7 protein-coding genes are annotated in these 12,079 nt (G+C 73.4%); 2 read left to right on the top strand and 5 right to left on the bottom strand.

Features of this window, described 5'->3' with window-relative positions:
* Positions 1-141: 141 nt before the first annotated feature.
* Both ABZ793_RS02540 and ABZ793_RS02535 read left to right on the top strand, forming a co-directional pair.
* Entirely contained in the window at positions 142-1,215 is a 1,074-nt protein-coding gene (locus ABZ793_RS02540) for a sugar phosphate isomerase/epimerase family protein (RefSeq protein WP_357450773.1), read from the top strand.
* A gap of 109 nt (positions 1,216-1,324) precedes the next feature.
* A complete protein-coding gene (locus ABZ793_RS02535; RefSeq protein WP_357450770.1) occupies positions 1,325-2,509 on the top strand; it encodes an ROK family transcriptional regulator in 1,185 nt (394 codons plus the stop codon).
* Between the two features lie 212 nt (positions 2,510-2,721).
* On the opposite strand, the gene ABZ793_RS02530 is transcribed toward ABZ793_RS02535, so the two are convergent.
* From ABZ793_RS02530 to ABZ793_RS02510, 5 genes are all read right to left on the bottom strand, one after another.
* The gene (locus tag ABZ793_RS02530; protein WP_357450766.1) at positions 2,722-3,729 is read right to left on the bottom strand and encodes a sugar phosphate isomerase/epimerase family protein; all 1,008 of its coding nucleotides are present in this window, start codon (positions 3,727-3,729) and stop codon (positions 2,722-2,724) included.
* A gap of 318 nt (positions 3,730-4,047) precedes the next feature.
* Entirely contained in the window at positions 4,048-6,156 is a 2,109-nt protein-coding gene (locus ABZ793_RS02525) for a ThuA domain-containing protein (RefSeq protein ID WP_357450763.1), read from the bottom strand.
* Between the two features lie 74 nt (positions 6,157-6,230).
* Entirely contained in the window at positions 6,231-9,095 is a 2,865-nt protein-coding gene (locus ABZ793_RS02520) for an RICIN domain-containing protein (RefSeq protein ID WP_357450760.1), read from the bottom strand.
* A gap of 325 nt (positions 9,096-9,420) precedes the next feature.
* A complete protein-coding gene (locus ABZ793_RS02515; protein WP_357450757.1) occupies positions 9,421-10,488 on the bottom strand; it encodes a polyprenyl synthetase family protein in 1,068 nt (355 codons plus the stop codon).
* A complete protein-coding gene (locus ABZ793_RS02510; RefSeq protein ID WP_357450754.1) occupies positions 10,485-11,942 on the bottom strand; it encodes a nucleotide pyrophosphatase/phosphodiesterase family protein in 1,458 nt (485 codons plus the stop codon). The genes ABZ793_RS02515 and ABZ793_RS02510 overlap by 4 nt, the downstream gene beginning before the upstream one ends.
* Positions 11,943-12,079: the final 137 nt, after the last annotated feature.

Genomic DNA, 12,079 nt, shown 5'->3' with positions numbered 1-12,079 from the left:
GTGCTGGGCGTTCCCCCCCGCGGGGCCGCCTGGCGCTGCTGCTGCGGGTCACCCGGCCACGGCGCCCACCGACGTGCCCGGGTCACCGCCGGTGGCCCCGGCCCGGATCCACCCTCCCCGCACCGAGAAAGGCAGCAACCCATGAACGACAGTCAGCACGGGATGAGCCGTCGCCGCATGCTCGGCGCCCTCGCCGGCGTGGCCGGCGCGGCGGCCGTCGGCGCCACCGGACTCGCCTCCGCCGCCGGCGCCAACGGCAACGGCGTCCTCGTCCCGCCCGGCAAGCGGGGCATCATCCTCTACAGCGTCCGGGACCGCATCGGCGCCGCCCCGGACACCAGCGGAGTGCCGTACGGCTTCGAGCGGGTGCTCGGGCGGCTCGCCGAGATCGGCTACCAGGAGGTGGAGTTCGCCGGCTACAACCAGCACACCACCATCCTCGGCCGGCAGATCACCGCCGCGGAGATCCGCACGATCCTCGACGACAACGGGCTGCGGGCCAACGGCTCGCACGCCTCGATCCCCGGCACGGTCACCCCGGACACCATCGCCGCGTTCGAGCGGACGCTGGACACCGCCGAGATCCTCGGCATGACCCACATCGGCACCGGCAGCGACCCGACCGGCAGCAACTACAAGGCCGACTGGGACGCCGCCGTCGACCGGTGGAACACCTTCGGCGAGATGGCCGCCGCCCGCGGGCTGAAGCTGTACACGCACAACCACGACGCGGCGTACAACTTCCTGCTCGACAGCGGCCCGCTGGACGCCCTGGGCCGGCCGACCCGGTCCTCCGGCGTGCGGAAGCTGGAGTACTTCATCGCGCACACCAACCCGGAGTGGGTCTGGTTCGAGATGGACATCTACTGGGCGCACGTGGCCCAGCACCGGTTCCGCAGCTACACCGACCCGGACGGGGTGGTGCAGACCAGCATCTTCGACCCGCTGGCCGTGGTCGCCGCCCAGCCCATCCGGTTCCCGCTGTTCCACGCCAAGGACGGCGCGTTCAACCCCGCCAGCAGTGCGGGGTACGACATGGTGCCGCTCGGCCAGGGCGACATCGACTACGGCGGGTTCTTCGCCAACATGGGCGCCAAGGGCTACCACAACCCGATGTGGGAGCAGGACAACGCACCGGGCGGCGCCACCGACCCGGGCCGGTCGCTGCGCTACGCGGAGCTCAGTTTCCAGCACATGTCGGGTCTGCGGGGCTGACGGACCCGACACGCACCTGGGGGCCGCGTCCGGGACGACCGGGCGCGGCCCCGCGCGCCACACGCCGGTAACAGCGCCGTGGAAGACTTCAGGCCGGGAGGTGATGGCGATGGTCCTCGTCCGGCCTGAGAACGCGTACCAGGCACGGCTGGTCCGGCTGCTGCGCGACGACGGTCCCCGCTCGCGGGTGGAACTCGGCGACGCGGTGGGCCTGTCCCGGTCCAAGCTGGCCGCGGAGGTGGACCGGCTGGTCGAGCGGGGCCTGGTCGAGACCGCGGGGCCGGCGGCGTCGCGCGGCGGTCGCCGGTCCTCGATGCTGCGTGTCGCCGGCGGCGTGCGCTTCGCCGGCGTCGTCGTCGGCGCGGACCGGATCAGCGTCACGGTGACGGACGGCGAGTTGACCGTGCTCGCCGGGGTCGCCGAGCCGATCGACGTCCGGGTGGGGCCGGAGCCGGTGCTCGGCCGGGCCGTCGAACTGGTCGGAAAGCTGCGGGCCGAGCTGGGTCTGGCCCACCTCACCGGGGTCGGCGTCGGCCTGCCGGGGCCGGTCGACTTCCCCGAGGGCACGCCGGCCTCCCCGGCGGCCATGCCGGGCTGGCACCGGTTCCCGGTGCGCGAGGCGTTCGCCGCCGAGCTGGGCTGCCCGGCCCTGGTCGACAACGACGCGAACGTGATGGCGCTCGGCGAGAAGCACGCCGGGGTCGGGCGCACCTTCGACGACTTCCTCTACGTCAAGCTCGGCACCGCGATCGGCTGTGGGCTGGTGCTCGGCGGCACGCCCTACCGGGGCGCGACGAGCAGCGCCGGGGACATCGCCCACCTGCCGCTGACCGAGGACGGACCGAGCTGCGCCTGCGGCGAAACCGGCTGCCTGGAGGCGTACTGCGGCGACCGCGGGCTGGTCGACGCGGCGCTCGCCGCGGCCCGCGCGGGACGGTCCACGGCGCTGGCGGCCCGGCTGGCCGAGGCGGGCACCCTCTCCGTGGCCGACGTCGTCGCGGCGGCGGGCGCGGGCGACGCGGCCGTGCAGGCCCTGGCCCGGGACGCGGCCCGCCGCCTGGGTCAGGTGCTGGTCGGTCTCGTGAGCTTCTTCAACCCGGGCATCGTCATCATCGGGGGCGCGCCGGCCGGGCTGGGCCACACACTGCTGGCCGAGATCCGTGGGGTGGTCTACCGCCGGTCCGCGCCGCTGGCCACCGGCACGATGCCGATCGTGCTCTCCGACCTCGACGACCGCGCCGGTGCGGTGGGCGCGGCGCGGCTGGTCAGCGACCACCTCCTCTCGGCCGGCTGACGGGGGCCGACCGGCGGCCGGCCCCCGAGCGCGGGCTGAGCCTCCGCTGCGGGCCGAGTCCCCGCTGCCGCACGCGGCCGTGACCGCTGCCGGGCCCTCGGTCCGTGCCGCCGAACGCGGCGTCGGCCGGCAGCCGTGACTCGGCCCGTGCCGCTGGCGGGTGCTCAGTCCTCGCTGCTGGCGGGTGCTCAGTCCTTGCCGCCGGCGGGTGCTCAGTCCTTGCTGCTGAACGCGGCGTCGAAGGCCGCGGCCGGGGCGTCGAAGGCGAGCCGCCGGACGAACTGCAGGGCTTCCGGGGCGCCGACGAGGCGGTCCATGCCGGCGTCCTCCCACTCGATCGAGATCGGGCCGGCGTAGCCGATCGCGTTCAGCGCCCGGAAGCAGTCCTCCCAGGGCACGTCGCCGTGACCGGTCGAGACGAAGTCCCAGCCGCGCCGCATGTCCGCCCACGGCAGGTGCGAGGCGAGCCGGCCCCGCCGCCCGTCCCCCGTACGCACCTTCGCGTCCTTGCAGTCGACGTGGTAGATCCGGTCGGCGAAGTCGAAGATGAAGTTGACCGGGTCCAGCTCCTGCCAGACGAAGTGCGACGGGTCCCAGTTCAGCCCGAACGCGGGCCGGTGCCCGACGGCCTCCAGCGCCCGCTTCGTCGTCCAGTAGTCGTACGCGATCTCGCTCGGGTGCACCTCGTGGGCGAAGCGGACCCCGACGGAGTCGAAGACGTCGAGGATCGGGTTCCAGCGGTCGGCGAAGTCCTGGTAGCCCCGCTCGATCATCTCCGGCGGCACCGGCGGGAACATCGCCAGGGTGTGCCAGATCGACGACCCGGTGAAGCCCACGACGGTGTCCACGCCGAGCCTCGCCGCCGCCCGGGCGGTGTCCTTGATCTCCTCGGCGGCCCGTCGGCGTACGCCCTCGGGTTCGCCGTCGCCCCAGATCCGGGCCGGCAGGATGCCCTGGTGCCGCTCGTCGATGGGGTGGTCGCAGACGGCCTGACCGACCAGGTGGTTGGAGATCGCGTACACCTTCAGGTTGTGCTTCGCGAGGGTCTCCCGCTTCCGGTCGACGTACGAGTCGTCGGCGAGGGCCTTGTCGACCTCGAAGTGGTCGCCCCAGCAGGCGATCTCCAGCCCGTCGTAGCCCCACTCGGAGGCGAGCCGGCAGACCTCGTCGAACGGAAGGTCGGCCCACTGGCCGGTGAAGAGCGTGATGGGTCGCGCCATTGTCCTTCTCCCCTGTCGTGATGGGGGATTCCGTACGGGCGGGCCGGGGCGAGGGTGACCGGCCGGTACCGGTGAACGGCGGGACCGCGGGGTGTGCCGGTGGGTGCGGGACGCACCGAGACCCGCCGGGTTGCGCCTCCCGCCGGGTCACCGGCCACCAGAACGGTCGCCGTCCCCACTCTAGGCACCCCGGCGGCCCGAGGAAACCCCCCGCGGCCTGCCCGCCCTCCCGCCCCGCGATCGTGCAGTCCCGGCCCGTGTTTCGCGGCGTCCGCCGGAGACGCCGGGGCACCAACTGCAAGATCGCGGGGACCCGGGTCAGGGCAGGGTCCACTTCTGGTTGGCGCCGGCGTGGCAGGTCCACAGGTGCACGGCGGTGCCGTCGGCGGGGTTGTTGCCCGAGACGTCCAGGCACTTGCCGGACTGCGGGTTGCGCAGCGTCCCGTCCGGCTGCGCCGACCAGTTCTGCGCCCCCGTGCCGTTGCACGTCCAGAGCTGGATCTTCGTGCCGTCCGCCGAACCGCCACCCGAGACGTCCAGACACTTGCCCAACGCCCGCACCGTCGAGTTCGGCGTCACCGTCCAGGTCTGCGCGGCGCTGCCGTTGCAGGTCCAGATCTGGATCTGGGTGCCGTCGGCCGTGGCGGCGTTGCGCACGTCCAGGCACTTGCCGGCCAGGCCCCGGATCGGGCCCACGCCGCCGCTGCCGCCGGGCCTGACCAGGGTGAAGTCGTCCACGTCGAAGAGCCCCGAGCCCGACCCGGTGAAGGTCAGGTAGAGGTTGCGGGTGCCGGACGGGACCCCGCCGAGGGTGGTGGTGACGTCGGCGAAGGTGGTCCAGCTTCCGGTGTTCGGCACCGCGACCGCGCCGAGCACGGTGCCGGTCGTGGATCCGGTACGCACCTGGAGGGTGCCGCCGGGCCCGCCCGAGACGACCCGCGCCCGGAACGACGTGACCCCGGTCAGGTCCACCCCGTCGTACGCGGCCCAGTCGCCCGGGTCGATGTGGCCGAGCGTCTGGCCGCCGTTCGCCCCGGCCTTCGTGAACGGGGTGACGCCGCCGGCCGAGCTGAACGCCTCCGCCTGGATGGTGGTGTCGCCGGTCGGCGGGGTGGTGCCCAACTCCTTGATCCGGATGTTGCGGAACGAGGCGTCGTCGCCGGTGCCGTGGTTCTGGAGCCCGATGTGGCCGGCGAGTGACCGGGCGGGGTCGGTGTTGGTGAAGTCGTTGATCTTCACGCCGTTGAGGAGGACCTGGAGGCGCTCGCCCTCGACGAGCAGCTCGTACGTGTTCCACTCCCCCGGCGGGTTGAGCGCCGCGTCCCGGGCGGCGAGGTCGGCGGACTTGAAGGTGTAGACCGCGCCGGTGGTGCGGTCGGCCGCGTCGGTGGCGTCGATCTGCACCTCGTAGCCGTTGTTCACCGCCGACCAGGGGTCGCTCGACGGCGGGAAGCCGATGAAGACGCCGGAGTTGTCGTCGCCGGCGAGCCGCCAGTCCAGCTTGAGCGAGTAGTTGGTGAACTGCTTCGCGCTGTACCAGTAGAGCCCCATCCCACCGACCGAGGTGAGGGTGGCGTCGGCGTTGCCGAAGCCGCCCGGCCCGGCCTGGGACCAGCCGGTGGTCGAGCCGTCGTAGAGCGTGGTGTAGCCGGTCTCGGGGCGGCAGTCGGCCCTGGTGCGGCCGGCCGCGTACCGGATGCCGCCGAGCAGGTGGGCCCGGAAGGCCGGCTCGGCGTACGACGCCTGGGTGTGCCCGCCGCCGGTGTAGAAGGCTCGGCCGCCGCTGTGGGTCTTGCACCAGGAGTGCGGGTGGTCGGCGCCCATCGAGCCACCCGAGTAGGACGACTCGTCGAGGGTGGCCAGCACGCGGGCCGTGGAGCGGGCGTTGGTCTGGTAGTTGTACCACTCGTCGGTGCGGGTCCACGTCTGCGGCAGGTGCGCGGTGGCCGCGTGCGCCCGGTTCTCCGCCTTCACGTTCGCCTGCTGGATGTGCGGGTGCGAGGCGAAGTACGCGCCGACCAGGTTGCCGTAGAACGACCAGCCGTACTCGGTGTCGGCGGCGGCGTGCACGCCGACGAAGCCGCCGCCGGAGCCGATGTACGCCTCGAAGGCGCCCTGCTGGGCGGCGTCGAGCACGTCGCCGGTGGTGTTGAGGAAGACGACCGCCTCGTATCGGGCCAGGTTGGCGGTGGTGAACTGGGCGGCGTCCTCGGTGGCGGTGACGGTGAAGTTGTTGGCCGCGCCGAGGTCGCGGATGGCCTGGGTGCCGACCGCGATGGAGTCGTGCCGGAAGCCGGCGGTCTTCGAGAAGACCAGCACGTCGTACGGGGCGTCGGCGGCGCTGGCCGGGGCGGCCGGGGTGGTGCAGGCGAGGACGGCGAGGACGGCGGTGGCCGCGCCGAGGACGGTTCGCAGGAGTTTGCGCATGTCGCTCTCCCAACAGACGGTAGGAAGGGCCCCTGCCTCTGCACCAGGCGTTGGCAGGAGCCGTTCCTTTCGGGTCAGGGCAGGGTCCACTTCTGGTTGGCGCCGGTGTGGCAGGTCCACAGGTGCACGGCGGTGCCGTCGGCGGGGTTGTTGCCCGAGACGTCCAGGCACTTGCCGGACTGCGGGTTGCGCAGCGTCCCGTCCGGCTGCGCCGACCAGTTCTGCGCGCCCGTGCCGTTGCACGTCCAGAGCTGGATCTTCGTGCCGTCCGCCGAACCGCCGCCCGAGACGTCCAGACACTTGCCCAACGCCCGCACCGTCGAGTTCGGCGTCACCGCCCACGTCTGCGCCGCCGTGCCGTTGCAGCCGTAGATCTGGATCTGGGTGCCGTCGGCCGTGGCGGCGTTGCGCACGTCCAGGCACTTGCCGCCGAGCCCGACGACCGGGCCGGTGCGGACCGCCGCGCCGGTGGCGAAGGTGAGCGAGTCGACGTCGTAGAGCGCCCCGGTGCCCGCGCCGGCGAAGGTCAGGTAGAGCGTGGTGGTGCCGGCCGGCGCCCCCGACAGGCTGCCGCTGACCGTGGTGAACGTGTCCCAGGCGCCGGTGACGGGGACCGCCGCGGAGCCGAGCACGGTGCCGGTGGCCGAGCCGGCCCGCACCTGGAGGGTGCCGCCGGAGCCGGCCGAGGAGACCCGGGCGCTGAACGAGGTCGCGTCGTTGAGCTTGTACGGCTCGAACGCGATCCAGTCGCCGTTGTGGATGTCGCCGACGGTCTTGCCGCCCTCGGCCGTGGCCTTGTCGAAGGTGTTGACGCCGGAGGAGGTCCTGAAGTGCTCCGCCTGGCGCTTGCGGGGCTGGAGGGTGTGCTGCTTGTGCGTGGTCAGCCCGCCCGCGTCGGTGTACTCCGCGTCGAAGATGGCGAAGATGTTCGCCGCGTCGTCGTGCTCGCCGTCGACGGGGATGGTGATCGAGCCCGAGCAGCCGGTCCTGGAGGTGATCTGGTGGCCGTGGCTGTCGTGGCCGAGCACGTAGGTCATCCTGACCTTGGTGCAGTCGATCGCGCCGTCCTCCGGGTCGGTCACGGTGATGCTGAACGGCACGGTGTCGCCGTAGCTGAACAGTTGGCCGTTGGCCGGGCTGTTGATGGTGACCGTGGGCGCGGTGTTGCCGACCCCGATCTGCACGTTCGCCGTGCCGGTGGCGTCCTGCGGGTCGCGGACGGTCAGCGTGACCTGGTAGGTGCCGTTGGCGGTGTAGGTCTTGCTGGGGTTGGCCGTCGTCGACGTGGTGCCGTCGCCGAAGTTCCAGGAGTACGTCAGCGCGCCGCCCTCCGGGTCCGACGACCCGGCCGAGGAGAAGTTCACGGTCAACGGCGCCGTGCCGGAGGTCCTGTCGGCCGAGGCGACCGCGGTCGGCGCGCGGTTGCCGCCGGCGATGTGGTCGTACCGGTACAGCGCCGAGTTGGCGTCGCCGTTGAAGTAGCCGGTGCCGTAGTCCAGCACGTAGAGCGCGCCCTCCGGCCCGAACGCCATGTCCATGACCTGCTTGCCGTTCCACGGGAACGTGTCGATGGTGCCCGGCGCGCCGCCGGCGTCGAGGTGGATCGGCTTGACCCAGCCCCGGCCGAGTTCCCCGGCGAAGAACTGCCCGTCGAAGGACTGCGGGAACTTGGTGGCGGAGTCCAGCGCGGCGTCGTACCGGTAGACCGGGCCGGCCATCGGCGACTCGGAGCCGCCGCCGAACTCCGGCGGGCTGCCGGCGTCGCCGGCGTACCGGATCCAGGCGGGCTTCGCCCCGGGCAGGGTGGGCAGGCCGGTGTTGCGGAAGGAGTTGTTGGTCGGCCCGCCGGCGCAGTCGTACTTGGCCCCGGCGGTCCCGGTGGCGAAGTCCCACTCGGCGTACGTCTCGGCGGCGGTGTTGGTGCCCGTGCAGTACGGCCAGCCGTAGTTGCCGGGGCCGGTGACCCGGTCGAACTCGACCTGTCCGCTGGGGCCCCGGGCGCTGGTGGTGCCGGCGTCCGGCCCGTAGTCGCCGACGTGGACGATGCCGGTGGCCCGGTCGACGCTCATCCGGAACGGGTTGCGGAAGCCCATCGCGTAGATCTCGGGGCGCGTCCTCGGGTCCGAGTCGACGAACATGTTCCCGGCCGGGATCGCGTACGTGCCGTCGGCGTTCACCCTGATCCGCAGGATCTTGCCGCGCAGGTCGTTGGTGTTGGCCGCGCTGCGCTGCGCGTCGTACGCGGGATTGCGGTTGGTGCGCTCGTCGATCGGCGCGTACCCGGCCGAGTCGAACGGGTTGGTGTCGTCGCCGGTGGAGAGGTAGAGGTTGCCGGCGGCGTCGAAGTCGATGTCGCCGCCGACGTGGCAGCACATGCCCCGGTCGGCGGGCACGTCGAGGATGTCGACCTTGCTGCCGGTGTTGATGGTGAAGTCGGCGTTGAGGGTGAACCGGGAGAGCCGGTTGACGCCCTGCCAGGCGGAGAAGTCGGTGCCGGTCGCCGGCGCGTCGCCGGCGGGGGTGGACAGCGGCGGGGCGTAGTAGAGGTAGATGTGCCGGTTGCTGGCGAAGTTCGGGTCGGCCCCGATGCCCTGCAACCCCTCCTCGTCGTGGGTGTAGACCGGCAGCGTGCCGATCACCGAGGTGGTGCCGGCGGAGTCCGTACGCCGGACGGTGCCGTTGCGGGCGGTGTGCAGGACCGACCGGTCCGGCAGCACCGCGATCGTCATGGGCTCGCCGACCTCGGCGACGCCCTTGGCGAGGGTGACCTGCTGGAAGTCGGTGCCGACGATGGGGTGGGCCTGGGCCGGAGTGGGGCCGCCCAGCGCGGCGGGGCCGGCGCCGAAGGCGACCGTGGCGGTGGCGGCCAGCAGCAGCGCCGTGCCGGCGGCGGCGGACCGTCGACCGGTCCCGTGGGTGGAGGCGTCCTTCGTGGACATGGATGTGCCGTCCCTTCCTGACCAGTGACTGCCAGGGCGGGCGCGCGCCGTCGCGCCGGATGCCGTAGCGGGGATGGGTCGGCCGCCGGGTGGTGTCCCGGCCGGCCGTGGCCTGCGAGGGGTGGGGTGTGCCACCGCTCGGAGGTCACCAGTCGATGGGTTCCCGCGCCGCCGGTTCACCTCGACGAAACATCTTCGCGATGGCCCGACGCTAAATGACACACGTCTATGTGTCCACATGTTCCGACCGATCGGCGTGAACTTTCGTCGATCCCGCGAAAAGTCCCGGCGGCGGCCGGCGGCGGCGGCCGGCGGCGGCGGCCGATCAGAGCGTACGGTCGACGGCCTGGGCGGCGAGGGCGGCGAGGGCGGCACGGGCCTCGGGGGTCACGGGGGCCTCCGCCAGGGCCGCCAGGGCGGCATCGGCACGCACCCGGATCATCCGCTCGATCCGCTCGCGCGCGCCGGTACGCTCGATGATGTCCCGCAGCTCGGCGGCTCCGTCGGCGTCCAGCGCCGGGTTGCCGAACAGCTCCCGCAGCCTGGCGGCCTGCGCCCGGTCGGCGGCGCCACGGGCCAGCGCCATCATCACCGTCGGCTTGCCCTCCCGCAGGTCGTCCAGGACCGACTTGCCCGTGACGGCCGGATCGCCGAAGACCCCCAGCACGTCGTCGCGCAGCTGGAACGCGTCGCCCAGCGGGTCGCCGAACGCGGCCAGCTCGGCGACCGGCCCCGGGCCCGCCCCGGCCAGCGTCGCCCCGATCTGTAGCGGCCGGGTGACCGTGTAGCGGGCAGCCTTCATCCGGATCACGGTCAACGCGCTGGCCACCGAGCCGTCGCCCACCCCGGAGACCAGGTCCAGGTACTCGCCCGCGATCACCTCGGTGCGCATCAGCGCGAAGACGGCGCACCCCCGGTGCACCCGCGCGGCGTCCAGCCCGCACTCGTGGAACATCTGGTCGGACCAGGCGGCGCACAGGTCGCCGCAGAGCAGGGCCGTGTTGCGCCCGTACGCCTCGGGGTCGCCCCGCCAGGACGAGCGGGCGTGCAGGTCGGCGAAGAGCCGGTGCACCGACGGCTCGCCCCGGCGGCGGTCGCTGCCGTCGAGGATGTCGTCGTGGATCAGCGCGAACGCATGGAACAGCTCCAGCGCGGCGGCGGCCACCACGATCGGGGTGCCGTCGGGGGCGCCGGCGCCCCGCCAGCCCCAGTAGCAGAAGAGCGGGCGCAGCCGCTTCCCGCCGGCCAGCACGAACCGGTGCAGCGCGGTGAAGACGCCCCGGGGCGCGCCGTCCGGCCAGTCCCGGCCCTGCCGGTCGAGGAACGCGGCCAACTCGGCGTCGACACGGGCCCGCAGTTCGCCGGTGTCGGGGGGCGCGACGGTGACGGTCACGACGCCTCCCCCGGTCGTCCGGCCGCCGCCGCAGGGGGCGGCGGCGCGGCCCGGGGCGGCGACGCGGCCGGCGGGACCAGCCCCGCCAGCTCCAGCAGCAGGGCTTTCACCTCGGTCGCGGCGACCCGGTCCCGGGCGGCGGACGGGTCGGAGCAGAGCAGCACCGGCCCGTCGGCCGGGTCGGCGGGGAGCCGCCCGTGCGACCCGCGCACCGCCTGGGCGCCGGCGTCCAGCCCGACCACGCTCATCAGGTAGCGCAGCCCGAGCTTCTTGCGCGCCAGCGCCACGGCGGCGCGCCGCTTGGCGGCACCGGGGGCGGCGGGGTCGAAGAACAGCTCCGCGGGGTCGTAGCCGGGTTTGCGGTGGATCTCCACGAGGCGGGCGAAGTCCGGCGCGCGGGTGTCGTCGAGCCAGTAGTAGTACGTGAACCAGGCGTCCGGCTCGGCGACGAGGACGAGTTCTCCGGCGCGCGGATGGTCCAGCCCGTACGCGGCCTTGCCGTCGGCGTCGAGCACCTCGGCCACCCCGGGCAGCGCGGCGCAGAGCTTCGCCACCGCCGGCACGTCGGCCGGGTCACGGACGTAGACGTGCGCGACCTGGTGGTCGGCGACCGCGAAGGCCCGCGAGGTCCACGGGTCGAGGTACTCCATGCCGGCCTGGGTGTGCACCCGCAGCAGCCCCTCGGCGCGCAGCAGCCGGTTGACGTCGACCGGGCGGGAGGCGTCGGTGATGCCGTACTCGGAGAGCACCACCACGGTGGCGTCCCGGGCCCGGGCGGCGTCCAGCAGCGGCCCGAGCACCCCGTCCAGCTCGGCCGCCGCCGCGGCGGCCTGCGGAGAGGAGGGGCCGAAGCGCTGCAGGTCGTAGTCGAGGTGCGGAACGTACACCAGGGTCAGGTCCGGGGACTGCTCGGCGAGGATCCGCTCGGCGGCCCGGCAGATCCACGCCGACGACGCCAGCCCCGCGCCCGGCCCCCAGTAGCTGAACAGCGGGAAGGTGCCGAGCCGGTCGGTGAGCGCGTCGTGCAGCTCCGGCGGGTCGGTGTAGCAGTCCGGCTCCTTGCGCCCGTCGGCGTGATAGACGGGACGCGGGGTGACCGTCCAGTCCACGTCCGCGCCCATCGCGTACCACCAGCAGACGTTGGCGACGGTGTAGCCGGGCTCGGCGCGACGGGCGGCCTGCCAGAGCTTCTCCCCGCCGACCAGCGCGTTGTGCTGGCGCCAGAGCAGCACCTCGCCGAGATCCCGGAAGTACCAGCCGTTCCCGACGATCCCGTGCCCGGCCGGGGGCAGCCCGGTGAGGAAGGTGGACTGCACCGAGCAGGTCACCGCGGGCAGCACCGTGCCCAGCTCGGCGCGGAAGCCGGCGTCGGCGACCGCGCGTAACCGGGGCATGTGCGCCAGCAGGCGCGGGGTCAGCCCCACCACGTCCAGCACCACCAGCCGCCGGCTCATGTCGGCACCTCGCTCCGCTCGGCGCCGCCATGAGGCACCCCGGCGCTGTGTCGATGATTCACTCGCAGACGCTCGCTCATGTCGGCACCCCGCTCCGCTCGGCGCCGCCATGAGGCACCCCGGCGCTGTGTCGATGA

The sequence above is a fragment of the Micromonospora sp. NPDC047465 genome (genome assembly GCF_040643125.1).
Taxonomy (GTDB): domain Bacteria; phylum Actinomycetota; class Actinomycetes; order Mycobacteriales; family Micromonosporaceae; genus Micromonospora.
Note: the sequence above shows the minus strand (reverse complement) of the source record. Positions and strands in the feature narration are given on the sequence as shown.

What these genes read in the sequence shown, in the direction of transcription:
- ABZ793_RS02540 (WP_357450773.1), top strand. Translation starts at nt 142, where the DNA reads ATGAACGACAGTCAGCACGGGATGAGCCGTCGCCGCATGCTCGGCGCC.
- ABZ793_RS02535 (WP_357450770.1), top strand. Translation starts at nt 1,325, where the DNA reads ATGGTCCTCGTCCGGCCTGAGAACGCGTACCAGGCACGGCTGGTCCGG.
- ABZ793_RS02530 (WP_357450766.1), bottom strand. Translation starts at nt 3,729, where the DNA reads ATGGCGCGACCCATCACGCTCTTCACCGGCCAGTGGGCCGACCTTCCG.
- ABZ793_RS02525 (WP_357450763.1), bottom strand. Translation starts at nt 6,156, where the DNA reads ATGCGCAAACTCCTGCGAACCGTCCTCGGCGCGGCCACCGCCGTCCTC.
- ABZ793_RS02520 (WP_357450760.1), bottom strand. Translation starts at nt 9,095, where the DNA reads ATGTCCACGAAGGACGCCTCCACCCACGGGACCGGTCGACGGTCCGCC.
- ABZ793_RS02510 (WP_357450754.1), bottom strand. Translation starts at nt 11,942, where the DNA reads ATGAGCCGGCGGCTGGTGGTGCTGGACGTGGTGGGGCTGACCCCGCGC.